General features: G+C 69.3%; 16 protein-coding genes. 12 read left to right on the top strand and 4 right to left on the bottom strand.

Annotated elements, in window-relative coordinates:
- From ACM2XV_RS07220 to ACM2XV_RS07205, 4 genes are all read left to right on the top strand, one after another.
- Positions 1–431, top strand: a 431-nt coding sequence (locus ACM2XV_RS07220) for a D-alanine--D-alanine ligase family protein (RefSeq protein ID WP_487026447.1), incomplete at its 5' end; no start/stop codon positions are given.
- A 186-nt stretch (positions 432–617) separates the two neighbouring features.
- Positions 618–2,390 carry a 2-isopropylmalate synthase gene (gene leuA / locus ACM2XV_RS07215; RefSeq protein ID WP_487026446.1) on the top strand — a complete coding sequence of 591 codons (1,773 nt, stop codon included), beginning with the start codon at positions 618–620 and terminating at the stop codon, positions 2,388–2,390.
- Between the two features lie 73 nt (positions 2,391–2,463).
- Positions 2,464–3,093, top strand: a complete 630-nt coding sequence (locus ACM2XV_RS07210) for a ClpP family protease (protein ID WP_487026445.1) — start codon at positions 2,464–2,466, stop codon at positions 3,091–3,093.
- On the top strand, positions 3,090–3,677 hold the full coding sequence (locus tag ACM2XV_RS07205; RefSeq protein WP_487026444.1) for a ClpP family protease: 588 nt from the start codon (positions 3,090–3,092) through the stop codon (positions 3,675–3,677). The genes ACM2XV_RS07210 and ACM2XV_RS07205 overlap by 4 nt, the downstream gene beginning before the upstream one ends.
- Positions 3,678–3,689: 12 nt before the next feature.
- Here ACM2XV_RS07205 and ACM2XV_RS07200 read toward each other — a convergent pair whose 3' ends face one another.
- The 3 genes from ACM2XV_RS07200 to ACM2XV_RS07190 all read right to left on the bottom strand — a co-directional run bounded on the left by ACM2XV_RS07200 (position 3,690) and on the right by ACM2XV_RS07190 (position 5,744).
- Complete coding sequence (locus ACM2XV_RS07200; protein WP_487026443.1) at positions 3,690–4,025, bottom strand: helix-turn-helix domain-containing protein; 336 nt, start codon at positions 4,023–4,025, stop codon at positions 3,690–3,692.
- A gap of 94 nt (positions 4,026–4,119) precedes the next feature.
- Entirely contained in the window at positions 4,120–4,980 is an 861-nt protein-coding gene (locus ACM2XV_RS07195) for a class I SAM-dependent methyltransferase (protein ID WP_487026442.1), read from the bottom strand.
- Positions 4,977–5,744 carry a trimeric intracellular cation channel family protein gene (locus ACM2XV_RS07190; RefSeq protein WP_487026441.1) on the bottom strand — a complete coding sequence of 256 codons (768 nt, stop codon included), beginning with the start codon at positions 5,742–5,744 and terminating at the stop codon, positions 4,977–4,979. Before ACM2XV_RS07190 ends, ACM2XV_RS07195 begins: the two co-directional genes overlap by 4 nt.
- A 61-nt stretch (positions 5,745–5,805) precedes the next feature.
- On the opposite strand from ACM2XV_RS07190, the gene recO reads away from it, so the two are divergent.
- Genes recO through ACM2XV_RS07165 form a run of 5 tightly spaced genes read left to right on the top strand, consistent with a single transcriptional unit; the run spans position 5,806 to position 9,080 of the window.
- Positions 5,806–6,546, top strand: a complete 741-nt coding sequence (gene recO, locus ACM2XV_RS07185; RefSeq protein WP_487026440.1) for a DNA repair protein RecO — start codon at positions 5,806–5,808, stop codon at positions 6,544–6,546.
- Positions 6,543–7,367 carry an isoprenyl transferase gene (locus tag ACM2XV_RS07180; protein ID WP_487026439.1) on the top strand — a complete coding sequence of 275 codons (825 nt, stop codon included), beginning with the start codon at positions 6,543–6,545 and terminating at the stop codon, positions 7,365–7,367. Before recO ends, ACM2XV_RS07180 begins: the two co-directional genes overlap by 4 nt.
- Positions 7,364–7,828 (top strand): DUF402 domain-containing protein, encoded by a 465-nt coding sequence (locus ACM2XV_RS07175; RefSeq protein WP_487026438.1) that lies wholly within the window; start codon positions 7,364–7,366, stop codon positions 7,826–7,828. The genes ACM2XV_RS07180 and ACM2XV_RS07175 overlap by 4 nt, the downstream gene beginning before the upstream one ends.
- Before the next feature lie 9 nt (positions 7,829–7,837).
- On the top strand, positions 7,838–8,350 hold the full coding sequence (locus ACM2XV_RS07170) for a GNAT family N-acetyltransferase (protein ID WP_344777567.1): 513 nt from the start codon (positions 7,838–7,840) through the stop codon (positions 8,348–8,350).
- A gap of 19 nt (positions 8,351–8,369) precedes the next feature.
- Positions 8,370–9,080, top strand: a complete 711-nt coding sequence (locus tag ACM2XV_RS07165; RefSeq protein ID WP_487026437.1) for a DsbA family oxidoreductase — start codon at positions 8,370–8,372, stop codon at positions 9,078–9,080.
- Positions 9,081–9,368: 288 nt separating this feature from the next.
- Here the strand turns inward: ACM2XV_RS07165 and ACM2XV_RS07160 are convergent, their stop codons facing one another.
- Positions 9,369–9,857, bottom strand: coding sequence for an aminoacyl-tRNA deacylase (locus tag ACM2XV_RS07160; protein ID WP_487026436.1), 489 nt, complete (start codon positions 9,855–9,857; stop codon positions 9,369–9,371).
- A gap of 43 nt (positions 9,858–9,900) precedes the next feature.
- Here ACM2XV_RS07160 and dusB point away from each other — a divergent pair, with 43 nt between their 5' ends.
- The 3 genes from dusB to dnaG form a co-directional block, all read left to right on the top strand.
- The gene (dusB, locus tag ACM2XV_RS07155) at positions 9,901–11,061 is read left to right on the top strand and encodes a tRNA dihydrouridine synthase DusB (RefSeq protein ID WP_487026435.1); all 1,161 of its coding nucleotides are present in this window, start codon (positions 9,901–9,903) and stop codon (positions 11,059–11,061) included.
- Positions 11,051–12,319, top strand: coding sequence for a deoxyguanosinetriphosphate triphosphohydrolase (locus ACM2XV_RS07150; RefSeq protein WP_487026434.1), 1,269 nt, complete (start codon positions 11,051–11,053; stop codon positions 12,317–12,319). The genes dusB and ACM2XV_RS07150 overlap by 11 nt, the downstream gene beginning before the upstream one ends.
- Before the next feature lie 30 nt (positions 12,320–12,349).
- A partial coding sequence (dnaG, locus tag ACM2XV_RS07145; RefSeq protein ID WP_487026433.1) for a DNA primase occupies positions 12,350–13,526 on the top strand: 1,177 nt, incomplete at its 3' end.

Below are 13,526 nucleotides of genomic sequence, written 5' to 3'. Positions count from 1 at the left end.
CGTTCCGTTGGGGCGACCGCGTGCTCGTCGAAGAGCTGATCACCGGTCGTGAGATCGATATCGCCGTGCTCGAGACCCGCGAGGGCGTCGTGATCGGCCCGCCGCTCGAGATCCGGGCGCGCGGGTTCTTCGACTACGAGGCCAAGTACGGCGCGGCGCACGAGAGCGAGGTCGCCTTCGAGATTCCGGCAGCGGTCACCGCGCAGCAGCAGCGCCGGCTCGAGCAGGGCGCAGTCGCGCTCTATCGCGGCCTGGGCTGCCGGGGCGTCGCGCGGCTCGACTTCTTCCTCGACGAGCGCGGCTGGGTGCTCAACGAGGTCAACACGACGCCCGGGTTCTCGCCGGCGTCGCAGGTTCCCCAGATGTTCGCCGCCATCGGCATTCCCTACCCGCGGTTGCTCGACCTGCTCATTCGCGAGGCGCTCCGCTGACCACCGACGCCGTGCTCGCCGTCGGGTGAGGGGCCGTGTTAGCCTTTCCGCAATGTTCGGCCAGCTCCTCCTTAGCTGCCGCGCCGAGTCCTCGATCTAGAGGCCAGACTCGTCGCGGAGTTTTCTGTCGGCTTCTTTCCGGCTCAGGAAGTCATCCTGAGAACGACAGCGAGAGAGTTGTAAGCGATGAAGAACACCCAGCAGCCGAGCGCGATGCCGATCCACCGCTATCGCCCGTTCCACGAGCAGATCAAGGTCGACCTGCCCGACCGCACCTGGCCCACCAAGCACATCACCGAAGCGCCGCGCTGGTGCGCCGTCGACCTTCGCGATGGCAACCAGGCGCTCATCGACCCGATGAGCCCCGAGCGCAAGCGCATCATGTTCGACCTGCTCGTGAAGCTCGGCTACAAAGAGATCGAGGTCGGCTTCCCGAGCGCGTCGCAGACCGACTTCGATTTCGTGCGCAGCCTGATCGACGAGGGCGCCATTCCCGACGACGTCACGATCCAGGTTCTGACACAGAGCCGTGAGCACCTCATCAAGCGCACCTACGAGGCGATCGCGGGCGCGAAGCAGGCCATCGTCCACCTCTACAACTCGACCAGCATCCTGCAGCGCGACGTCGTGTTCCGCACCGACGTGCAGGGCGTGATCGACATCGCGCTGACCGGCGCCCGGCTGTGCCGCGAGTACGAGAAGACGATCCCAGAGACGCAGGTGTTCTACGAGTACTCGCCCGAGTCGTACACGGGCACCGAGCTCGAGGTCGCCGCGCGGATCTGCAATGAGGTGCTCGAGGTCTTCGAGCCGACCCCCGAGCGCAAGGTCATCATCAACCTGCCCGCCACGGTCGAGATGGCGACGCCCAACGTCTACGCCGACTCGATCGAGTGGATGTCGCGCCACTTGAACCACCGTGAGAACGTCATCCTCTCGCTGCACCCCCACAACGACCGGGGCACCGCGGTCGCCGCCGCCGAGCTCGGCTACCTGGCCGGCGCCGACCGCATCGAGGGCTGCCTCTTCGGCAACGGCGAGCGCACCGGCAACGTCGACCTCGTCACGCTGGGCGTCAACCTGTTCACGCAGGGCATCGACCCGCAGATCGACTTCAGCGACATCGACGACATCAAGCGCACGGTCGAGTTCTGCAACCAGCTGCCGGTTGGCGAGCGCGTGCCCTGGGGCGGCGACCTGGTCTTCACTGCGTTCTCGGGGTCGCACCAGGATGCGATCAAGAAGGGCTTCGAGCGCATGGCATCGGATGCCGCAGCCCGCGGCGTCTCGGTGGACGAGATCGAGTGGGCCGTGCCCTATCTGCCGGTCGACCCGCGTGACCTCGGCCGCAGCTACGAGGCGGTCATCCGCGTGAACTCGCAGTCGGGCAAGGGCGGCGTCGCATATCTGCTCAAGACCGACCACGCTCTCGACCTGCCGCGCATGCTGCAGATCGAGTTCTCGGGCGTGGTGCAGGCGAAGACGGATGCCGAAGGCGGCGAGGTCTCGAGCGACGAGCTCTGGGCCGTCTTCCAGGACGAGTACCTGCCCGCGGCCGATGCCGACGCCAAGTGGGGTCGCTTCGAGCTGCTCGGCACGAAGATCGACAGCGAGGCGACGGGGGAGTGCTTCTTCACCGCCCGCCTGCGCGACGGCGACGAAACCGAGATCGCGAGCGGCGAGGGCAACGGCCCGATCGACGCCTTCATCAACGTGCTCGCGCAGCGGGGCATCCACGTCTCGCTCTACGACTACGTCGAGCACACGATGAGCGCGAGCGGCGACGCGCAGGCGGCCTCCTACGTCGACCTCGACGTGAACGGAACGCGGCTGTGGGGTGTCGGCATCGACGCCAACACATCGATCGCGAGCCTCAAGGCGATCGTGTCGGCCGTGAACCGCGCCATCCGAGCGCAGCAGGCCGCGCCGTCGGCCGAGACCGAGCTCGTCGGCGCGTAGCGCTCTGCCACGAGCAGATCGGCCCTGGGCAGAAACCGCCCAGGGCCGATCTGCTTCTCGCGAGGGTGGAGTCATGACAGATGACGCACCCAAGATCCCGCTCTTCACCGAGCGCGTGCGCCGCGAGCTCTACGAGCAGCGGGTGCTCGTGCTCGACGGCGCGCTCGACGACGACAACGGCACGCTGCTCGCCACCTCGATGCTGAGCCTCGCCGCGGAGGACCCGGCGTCCGACATCGCACTCTGGATCCACTCGCCAGGCGGCTCGGTGCCGTCGATGCTCGCGATCAGGGACGTGATGCGGCTCGTGCCGTGCGAGGTGTCCACACTCGCCATCGGCATGGCGGCCAGCGCGGGTCAGTTCCTGCTGTCGGCCGGCACCCCGGGCAAGCGGCGAGCTCTGCCGCACGCGCGCATCCTGATGCATCAGGGCTCGGCCGGCATCGCCGGCTCTGCCGTCGAGCTCGAGATGCAGGCCGACGACCTTCGGCAGATGCGCGACACCGTGCTCGGTCTCATCGCCGACGACACCGGGCAGCCCTTCGAGCGGCTCTTCGAGGACTCGCTGCACGATCGCTGGTACACCGCACAGCAGGCGCTCGACTACGGGTTCATCGACGCCATCGTCGACAGCTTCGGCGAGATCGTGCCCGCGGGCCGCTCGCGGCTCGGCTTCGCGGCCGAGGAAGGGGCGCTGCGATGACCAGCTACACGATCCCGAACGTGATCGCACGCGACGCACGTGGTGAGCGCATCATGGACGTCTACTCGCACCTGCTCACCGAGCGCATCGTGTACCTCGGCACGCCGATCGACGCGGGTGTCGCGAACGCTCTGATCGCCCAGCTGCTGCACCTCGAGTCGGACAGTCCCGACAGCGACATCCAGCTCTACATCAACTGCGAGGGCGGCGATCCGAGCGCGATGCTCGCCGTCTACGACACCATGCAGTACATCCGCCCGCAGATCGCCACGACGTGTGTCGGCGAGGCGGTGTCGGTCGGCGCGGTGCTGCTCGCCGCCGGCGCACCGGGGAAGCGGGCCGCTCTGCCGCACACGCGCGTCATCCTGCACCAGCCGGCGGCGCAGGGACGCGGGGCGATTCCCGACCTGATCCTGCAGGCCGACGAGGTCGTGCGCATCCGGGCCGACCTCGAGCAGGTGCTGTCTCGCCACACCGGTCAGTCGGTCGCCACTCTGCGGGCCGACACCGACCGGGACCGCATCTTCACGGCGCCCGCTGCGCAGGCATACGGCCTCATCGACAACGTGATCGAGCGACGGTGAGGATGCCGCAGGCTACGCGGCCAGCGCGAAGAGCGCCGGGCCGCGGGGCGCGCGAGCGGGAGCGGTCTGCGCGTCGCGCAGACCCTCTGCCACCGCGACCGTCAGATCGAGCAGCGTCACGTCGAGCGCCTCCGCGACTGCGGCGATGACCTCGCTCGACGGCTCCTTGGCGCCGCGCTCGATCTCGGAGAGGTACTGCGTCGACACGCCCGCGCGGCGGGCCGTCTCGGTCAGCGTCTCGTCGCGCTCGTGTCGCAGCGTGCGCAGGTGCGCGCCGAGCATGTGCCGCCACAGCGGCTGACGGGCGAGACGGGGCTTCGGGGTCGTCTGAGGCGTCGGTTCAGGCATGCCTCATGCTAGGCCGGCGATTCGGCGGTGCCGCCGTCGTTCTGCTCTGGGCAGAACTCTGATGGTCAGGCCGTCAAGGTGTTGTCTACGGGTGTCAGCCGCGGGCGGCGAGCGAGAACGTCAGCGGCACGCGGTCGCGGCCCGTCGGCAGCATCCAGTTGCCGTCGAACGGGCTGCCCGTCTCTGTCTCCACCATCCAGGGCAGGGCCCTCCAGGGAAGCGTGTCCTGCTCGCCGAACGCCTCGATCGTGAGGCCGACGCCGAGCAGCACCCCGACGATCTCGGAGATCGGGTGCGGCCACTCGTAGTTCGTCGTGTTGCTGAGCGACGCGGTGCCCGCGTAGCTGAACTCGCTGTCGAAACGCAGCGGCTCGGCACCGCCGAAGTAGGGGTAGCGGACGACGAGCTCCTCGTCGGGCCGCTCGTCGTCGATCGTCGAGAACATCGGGTGCGTGTCGCGCACATAGAAGAGTCCGCCAGGTTTGAGCAGGGCGCGGATGCTTCGCGCCCAGGCCGCGAGGTCAGGAAGCCAGGTCAGGGCGCCGATGCTCGTGTAGACCACGTCGAAGGTCTCGGCTGCGCCGAGCTGCTCCGCCACCGCGGCGGCCGCGTCATCCACCGTCGACTGCACGAAGCGACCCTCGAGCCCGGCGCGCCGGGCAAGCATCCGTGCAGCTGAAATCGCCTCGCCCGAGAAGTCGACGCCGACCACATGCGCGCCGAGGCGCGCGAAGCTCAGAGTGTCGGTGCCGATGTGACACTGCAGGTGCGCGAGCGAGAGCCCGTCGACCGAGCCGTTCGGCAGGTGCGGGGCCATCAGCCGCAGGTCGTCGCGCACGACGGTCGAGATGCGCGCGGCATCCGCCGCGAAGCCGTCGGTGTCGTACGCGACGAGATGGCCCTCGACGCGCTCGTCCCAGTTCGCCCGGTTCGCTTCGACGTGCGGGTCGCTCATGCGCCCTCTCCCTTTCCCTCGCCGCGTGGCACGGCCTTGTACACGGGAATGACCCCGGTCGTCGCCGGGTACTCCCGCGGCGTGACCTGGCGCCGCCGCAGCAAGCCGAAGCCGACCCGGGCGCGCGACAGCTCGATCGTGCGCTGCTCGGGAAGGCTCCAGCCGAACATCACCGCGAGCAGGCGCACGGCGGTCGTGACGGCCGCGCTGATCACGGCGCACCAGAACACCGAGCCGCCCAGGTCGCGCAGCAGCACGAGGGTCACCGTTCCGGCGCCTGCTGCGACCGCATAGAGCGAGCCGACGTGCATGACCGCGATCGGCATGCCGAGCAGGATGTCGCGCAGCATGCCGCCGCCGACGGCCGAGATCAGGCCGACGAAGGCCGCGGGCACCTCGGGAAGCCCGAACGCGAGCGCCTTCGTGGTGCCGATAGCGCCGAACAGGCCGAGCGTCAGCGCGTCGAGCACGGTGATGACGGGGTCGATGCTCGAGAACAAGCGGGCGAGCAGCATGCCGATGAGCGCCGCCGCGATCGCCACGAGGATGTTCCAGTTGGTCGAGAGCGCAACGAGCGGGCTCGCGAGCGACACGTCGCGCAGGATGCCGCCGCCGAGCCCCGTCGCGACACCGATGAACGCGACGCCGAACAGGTCGATGCGGCGGTCACGGAACCCGCTCGCGAACGCGGCGCCCTGAACGCTGCCGATCGCGGTCGCCGCGAACTCGGCCCACACCGGAATCGAGAACGTCGCGCCACCCACGGGGACGATCCTCGCACGTCGGCTTACCCCGCCTGCGGCGCCACGGCTGAGATACTTGATCGTGCCTGTTTACCGTGATGAGGCCGTCGTGCTGCGCACCCACAAGCTGGGTGAGGCCGACCGCATCGTCACGCTGCTGTCACGACGGCACGGCAAGATCCGCGCGGTCGCGAAGGGCGTGCGACGCACGGGGTCCAAGTTCGGCTCGCGCCTCGAGCCGTTCATGGTGGCCGACCTTCAGCTCTACGAGGGGCGCAGCCTCGACGTCATCCAGCAGGCTGAGACGCTGGGGGCATACGGCGCCGAGATCGCGGGGGATTACGCGAGCTACACCGCCGCGAACGCGATGGTCGAGACGGCCGACCGACTCACCGAGGCCGAAGGCTCGCTGCAGCAGTATCTGCTGCTCGTCGGCGCCCTGCGCTCGCTCAGCCGCCGCGAGCACGCCCCGGGGCTCACGCTCGACTCGTACCTGTTGCGCAGTCTCTCGATCGCCGGGTGGGCGCCCTCGTTCGGCACTTGCTCGCGCTGTGGGAAGCCGGGGCCGCACGACCGCTTCGTTCCGCAGCTCGGCGGCGTCGTCTGCGAGGACTGCGCCCCTCCGGGCACCGCTCACATCGACGCCGCGACGCTTGCGCTTCTGGGGGCGCTGCTCACCGGCGAATGGGCGCTGGCCGAGGCATCCGATGACAGCACACGCTCACGGGCGAGCGGTATCGTCGCCGCCTACCTGCAGTGGCATCTCGAGCGCGGGCTGCGCTCGCTGAGCCACGTCTCTCGAGAGGTACCTCCTACGTCGTGACTCCCAAGCCCTTCACCCACAAGGATGCCGTCGCCTACCGCCCCGTCGACTGGACCGGCGTGTACCCGCCGGAGCTTCCGGCCGGGGCCGTGCCCGACCACGTCGCGATCGTCATGGACGGCAACGGCCGCTGGGCGAATCGTCAGGGACTTCCGCGCATCGAAGGGCACCGCGCAGGCGAGGCGGCACTTCTCGACGTCGTCGCCGGCGCGCTGCAGATCGGCGTCAAGCACCTCAGCGTCTACGCGTTCTCGACCGAGAACTGGGTACGCTCGCCCGACGAGGTGCGGTTCCTCATGGGCTTCAACCGCGAGGTGCTGCACCGGCGCCGCGACCAGCTCAACGAGTGGGGCGTGCGGGTGCGCTGGGCGGGCCGGAAGCCGCGCCTGTGGGCCTCCGTGATCAAAGAGCTGCAGTACGCGGAAGAGCTCACCAAGGACAACGACAAGCTGACGCTCACGATGTGCGTGAACTACGGCGGCCGCACCGAGATCGCGGACGCGCTGCGCGGGATCGCCGAGGACGTCGCGGCCAGGCGGCTGCGCCCGAGCGCGGTGACCGAGAAGCTGATCCAGAGGCGGCTCTATCTGCCCGACCTTCCCGACGTCGACCTGTTCGTGCGCTCGAGCGGCGAGCAGCGCACGTCGAACTTCCTGCTGTGGCAGTCGGCGTACGCCGAGATGGTGTTCCTCGACACGCTGTGGCCCGACTTCTCGCGCACCGATCTCTGGGAGGCCATCGAGATCTTCGCCGGCCGCAGCCGCCGCTTCGGCGGTGCGGTCGATGCGCCCGAGGCGACACCAGCAGGAGGCGGCTCGTGATCGTCCGCTTCGAGGAATACGACGCGACGCCCCTTGAGACGCTGACGTGCGAGGCGCGCAGCGCCGACACGCGGGGTGCGTGGTTCTCCATCGACCCTGATTCCGCGCTGTTCGTGCCATGGAACGCCGACTGGTGCGTGCGGTTCTACGCGGGCGACGCAGGCGGCCTCGAGGTGTTCGCACAGGCGGTCAAGCCCGTGCGCATTTCGGGGCAGCTCATCGAGTTCATCGCCCTCGACCTCGGCGTCGAGGTCGAAGACGGCGGAGTGCGTCTCACCGGCGAGGACGAGTTCGAATGGAACCAGGTCGCCCAGGACTACCCCGAAGAGCTGATCGCCCGCGCACAGCGCGCCGTCAACGAGGCGTTCGAGCGGGTGATGCTCGCCGAGTACCCGTTCGACCGCTCGGCCGCCGAGATCGTCGCCGAGCTGCGTAATGTGCAGGACACATCGACTGAATAGGCTGATCACGTGGAGATCAGGTTGCGAACGGATGCCGACATGCCGGCCCTCCTCGCAGCTCTGAAGGCCACGCACGAGGTCGACAAGTACCCCGTGCTGCCGAACCACGTTTCCGAGGAGTGGCTGCTCGAAGGCGATGACGGAATGGCCTGGGTGGCCGAGCACGAGAGCGTCGTCGTGGGCCACGTCGCGGTCGCCACGACAGAGGAGGACCCCGACTCGCTCAGCGTGCACCGGCTGTTCGTTCGGCCGAGCGCCCGCGGCCGCGGTGTCGCAAGCGCCTTGCTGACCACGGTCGAGACCTACGCGAGGCTGCTCGCCCAGGACCTGTTCCTCGAGGTCGTGAGCCACAACACCGACGCGATGCGGCTGTATGAGAGTCGAGGCTGGCGGCGCACCGGCGGCTACACCGCCAGCTGGGCGGCGCCCGACGGAACGCACGCTCAGATCAACCTCTACGCGTCGCCGCACAACAACCCCTCGCACGTGATCGAGGTGGGCGCAGGGCGCCCGACGGAGTAGCCGGAATAGCGCGGCGCGCATGCCGGTTGCGGCATTCATGAGCTCTGCGAACCAGCCCATCAAGGTCGACATCTGGTCAGACATCGCGTGCCCGTGGTGCTACATCGGGAAGCGCAAGTTCGAAGCAGGTAGCGGCCTGTTCGCCGGCGCCGGCGAGGGCCGCGGGGTCGAGATCGAGTACCACTCCTTCGAGCTGAGCCCCGACACGCCGGTCGATTTCGAGGGCAACGAGGCGGCCTTCCTCGCCAGCCACAAGGGCATTCCCGAGGCCCAGGCGCACCAGATGATCGACCGGGTGACCGAGATCGCGGCATCCGTGGGCCTGGCCTATGACTACGACAACCTGAAGCACACCAACACGGTGCTCGCGCACGAGGCGATCCACTTCGCGAAGGCGCACGGCAAGCAGCTCGAGATGACCGAGCGGCTGCTGTCGGCCTACTTCCTCGAGGCGCGCCACGTGGGCAAGGTCGACGAGCTCGCCGCGCTCGGCGCCGAGATCGGCCTCGACCCCGTCGCTCTGACCGCGGCCCTCGAGTCGCACGAGTTCCTCGACGCCGTGCGCAGGGACCAGCAGACGGCTGTCGAGTACGGCATTCAGGGTGTGCCGTTCTTCGTCATCGACGGCAAGTACGGCGTCTCGGGCGCGCAGGAGGCGCAGAGCTTCGCCCGCGTGCTCGAGCAGGTCTGGTCGGTGCGCGACACGGCCGACGAGGAGGTCAGCGCGTGAAGCTCGTGCAGCTGGGCGACGCGGATGCCGCGGCCTGCGTCGATGGCGTGTGTGAGGTTCCGGGCGCACAGCTCGACGACGCGGTCGATTCGGAGCAAGCCGTCACGGAGGGTTAGCTCCCGCCCGCCAGCCTTCGAGCAGCGGCGACAGTAGATGTTGGATCGCCGGGCGGACGCCGCCGCTCGGCGACAGTTGAAGGCGCTCTGGCGGCGGATTCCCGCACCTGGTGTCGCCGGGCGCAGCGCCAGCCGATCGCGAGCGAGCACGTGCGGCCGGCGCCGGCGGCGTCTACTCCGGCTCGGTGATGTCGGCGACCGTCGCACCGAACGAGGCGATGAGCTCGTCGGCGGCGACGAAGGCCGAGTAGCCGTGGGCGCCGGCGCCGAGCGCGACCCGGTGCCCCACGATCGTCCGGTCGACGTAAACGGGCCACTCGCGCGCCGAGCCGAGGGGAGTGATCGTGCCGCGCTCGTACCCCGTCGCCTCGAGCGCCAGCGAGGCATCCGGCAGCTGCAGCTTGTTCACGCCCACGAGCGCGCGCAGCTTCGGCCACGAGATCTTGCGGCCGCCCGGCACGAGCGCGAACAGGAAGTCGCCGTCGTGGCGCTTCACGACGAGGGTTTTGACGATGCCGCCGGGCTCGATGCCGAGCACCTGCGCCGCCTCGGCCAGCGAGTTCGCGGCCGGCCGCGACACCACCTCGACCGAGAGGCCGCGGGCCGCGGCATCCGCTTCGACACGCGCCGTGCCGATCAGCCCCGAAAAGCGGTCATCCACAGCTCGCACGCCCTTTCAGCATCCATCTGAGAAACTTGAAGAGATGTCTACCGCCACCTTACGTGCCGCGCCGCTCGCGCTGGGCTCGCACCAGATCGACGTTCCCGTCGTGCTGGCGCCCATGGCGGGCATCACCAACACCGCGTTCCGTCGGCTGTGCCGCGAATACGGTGTCGGGCTCTACGTCAGCGAGATGATCACGAGCCGCGCGCTCGTCGAGCACAACGCCGAGACGATGCGGCTCATCGGGCACCACCCGTCAGAGACCTTCCGTTCCGTGCAGCTCTACACGACCGACCCGGTGACGGTCGGCGACGCCGTGCGCGTGATCGTGGCAGAGGGCCTGGCCGACCACATCGATCTGAATTTCGGATGCCCCGTGCCGAAGGTCACCCGCAAGGGCGGCGGCAGCGCACTGCCGTGGAAGCTCGGCCTGTTCCGCGAGATCGTCGAGAGCGCGAAGGATGCGGCCGAAGACCTGCCGCTCACGGTGAAGATGCGCAAGGGCATCGACGACGAGCACCTCACGTACCTCGACGCGGGCCGCATCGCTCAGGACGCGGGCGTCGCCTACGTCGCGCTGCACGGGCGCACCGCAGCTGACATGTACTCGGGCACCGCGGACTGGTCTGCGATCGCGAACCTCAAAGACGCTCTCGACATCCCGGTGCTCGGCAACGGCGACATCTGGTCGGCGGACGACGCGCTGCGCATGATGCGCGAGACCGGCGCCGATGGCGTCGTCGTGGGGCGCGGATGCCTCGGCCGGCCGTGGCTGTTCGGAGATCTCGCGGCGGCCATGCGCGGCGAGTGGCACGAGGGCGCGGGCATCCACCCGTCGCTGGGCGAGGTCGCGCGCGCCTTCCGCCGCCATGCCGAGCTGCTCGTCGAGTTCTTCGAAGACGAGGGGCGCGGCTGCCGCGACATCCGCAAGCACGTCGCCTGGTATTTCAAGGGCTACCCGGTGGGCGGCGAGCTGCGCGCCAAGCTCGCCACCTCGTCGAGCCTCGCCGAGATCGACGAGCTGCTCGCGACGCTCGACTGGGACGCGCCGTACCCCGGCGAGGGCGCAGAGGGGGCTCGCGGGCGACAGGGAAGCCCGCGCACGCCCGCGCTGCCCGACCGCTGGCTCGAGTCTCGAGAGCTCGACACCGCGACGCGTGCCGACATGTCTCTCAACGAGATCCACAACAGTGGCGGCTGAACCGCGCTCGCCCGGGCCGTCGTCCTACGGCCCGTTCGACACCGAACGCTGGCTTCCCGAGGAGCACTCGAACCGCCGCAGCGATTTCGCCCGCGACCGCGCTCGTCTGTTCCACTCGAGCGCCCTGCGGCGCCTGGCAGCCAAGACGCAGGTGCTCAGCCCGACCGTCGGCCTCGACTTCGCCCGCAACCGGCTCACCCACTCGCTCGAGGTGGCGCAGATCGGCCGCGAGCTGGCGACCAATCTCGGCCTCAACCCCGACGTCGTCGACACCGCCTGCCTTGCGCACGACCTGGGCCACCCGCCCTTCGGGCACAACGGCGAGAGGGCGCTTTCCGACTGGGCCGCAGACATCGGAGGCTTCGAGGGCAACGCGCAGACCCTGCGCGTCGTCACCCGACTCGAGCCGAAGGTGTTCGGGCCCGACGGGCGCCCCTACGGCCTCAACCTCACTCGCGCGAGCCTCGACGCGAGCACCAAGTACCCCTGGCCGGCGCAGCAGGCGGTGCTCGACCCGTCCGGCCGCGCCAAGTTCGGTTTCTACGCCGACGACACCGCCGTGTTCGAGTGGCTGCGCGAGGGCGCGCCCGAGCGCGTGCGCTGCATCGAGGCGCAGGTGATGGACCTCTCCGACGACATCGCCTACTCGGTGCACGACTTCGAGGACGCGGTGGTGAACGGCTTCATCGACGTGGACGTGCTGGCATCGGCATCCGATCACGACGCCCTGATGCGCAAGGTGAAGGACTGGGTCGGCGACGAGTTCACCCTCGACGAGCTCGAGGCGGCCTACGAACGGCTGCGCGCGATGGAGCAGTGGATCCACGCGTGGGACGGCTCGCGGCTCGCGCAGGCGCAGCTCAAGAACCTGACCAGTCAGCTCATCGGCCGCTTCGCACGCACCGCGACCGTCGCGACCCGCATGGCGTACCCGCGACCGAGTCTCACCCGGTACGGGGCGCAGATGGTCGTGCCCGCCGAGGAGGCCGCCGAGATCGGGGTCATGAAGGGGTTGACCGCAGCGTTCATCATGAGCAACAACGACCGCCAGCCGGTGTACCGCCGGCAGCGCGAGCTGCTCACGGGCCTCGCCGATGCTCTGCTCGCCGGCGGCCCCGAGCTGCTCGACCGCGGCTTCGCCGAGGACTGGCACCACGCGGACGACGACGCCGCCCGGAAGCGGGTCGTCGTCGACCAGGTCGCGAGTCTCACCGACCAGAGCGCGATCGCCTGGTTCGAGCGCCTCGTGCAGCAGTAGCCGCGCGCACAAGAATCTAGGATCGGAAGCATGCCCGGCCTCATCCGTCACAGCGACATCGACGAGGTCAAGGCGCGCGTGAACATCGCCGACGTGATCGGCGAGTACGTGTCGCTCAAGCCTGCGGGAATCGGCTCGATGAAGGGGCTGTGCCCCTTCCACGACGAGCGCACGCCGAGCTTCCACGTGCGCCCGCAGCTCGGCTATTACCACTGCTTCGGCTGCGGCGAGTCGGGCGACGTCTACAAGTTCGTGCAGACGATCGACCACCTGCCGTTCGCCGAGGCCGTCGAGCGGCTCGCGGCACGGGTCGGCTACCAGCTGACGTACGAAGACGGCGGCAACGCCAGCGAGGACAGGGGCACCCGCGCCCGCATCCTCGCCGCGAACAAGGCCGCAGAGGAGTTCTTCGCCGCGCGGCTCACTGCGCCGGACGCCGACCCCGGGCGGCGCTTCTTGGGCGAGCGCGGTTTCGACGCCGCCGCGGCGGCACGCTTCGGCGTCGGCTACGCACCCAAGAGCTGGGACGAGCTGACGAACCACCTCAAGGGCCGCGGCTTCGCGATCGACGAGCTCGCAGCAGCGGGTCTCGTCTCGCAGAACGACCGCGGGGGAGCGTACGACCGCTTCCGGGGCCGCGTGATCTGGCCCATTCGCGACGTGACGGGCACGACGCTCGGCTTCGGCGCCCGCCGCCTGTTCGACGACGACAACGGCCCGAAGTACCTGAACACCCCTGAGACCGCGGTCTTCCACAAGGCCCAGGTGCTCTACGGCCTCGACATCGCCAAGCGCGACGTCAGCAAGGGCAAGCAGGTCGTCGTCGTCGAGGGGTACACCGATGTGATGGCGTGCCACCTCGCGGGAATCGCGACAGCGGTCGCGACCTGCGGCACCGCCTTCGGCCCCGAGCATGTGCGACTGCTGCGCCGGGTGCTCGGCGACGAGGGCGGCGACGGCCAAGTCGTCTTCACTTTCGACCCCGACGCGGCCGGGCAGAAGGCCGCAGAGCGCTCGTTCACGGTGCTGCAGGAGCAGCGCATCGCGGCCCAGACCTACGTCGCCGTGGGCCCCGAGGGGCTCGACCCCTGTGATCTGCGCCTCGCCAAGGGCGATCAGGCGGTCGTGCAGATGATCGCCGACAAGCGCCCCATGTTCGAGTTCATGCTGCGGCAGGTCGTCCTGCGCTTCGACCTCGACACCGTGG

The organism is Gryllotalpicola sp. CP2-P1 (assembly GCF_057512245.1).
This window is presented reverse-complemented; position numbering and strand designations above follow the sequence as displayed.

Bases quoted from the DNA above. Each gene is read 5' to 3' on its own strand.
- ACM2XV_RS07210 (WP_487026445.1), top strand. From the start codon at position 2,464: ATGACAGATGACGCACCCAAGATCCCGCTCTTCACCGAGCGCGTGCGC.
- ACM2XV_RS07195 (WP_487026442.1), bottom strand. From the start codon at position 4,980: ATGAGCGACCCGCACGTCGAAGCGAACCGGGCGAACTGGGACGAGCGC.
- ACM2XV_RS07200 (WP_487026443.1), bottom strand. From the start codon at position 4,025: ATGCCTGAACCGACGCCTCAGACGACCCCGAAGCCCCGTCTCGCCCGT.
- leuA (WP_487026446.1), top strand. From the start codon at position 618: ATGAAGAACACCCAGCAGCCGAGCGCGATGCCGATCCACCGCTATCGC.
- ACM2XV_RS07165 (WP_487026437.1), top strand. From the start codon at position 8,370: ATGCCGGTTGCGGCATTCATGAGCTCTGCGAACCAGCCCATCAAGGTC.
- ACM2XV_RS07205 (WP_487026444.1), top strand. From the start codon at position 3,090: ATGACCAGCTACACGATCCCGAACGTGATCGCACGCGACGCACGTGGT.
- dusB (WP_487026435.1), top strand. From the start codon at position 9,901: ATGTCTACCGCCACCTTACGTGCCGCGCCGCTCGCGCTGGGCTCGCAC.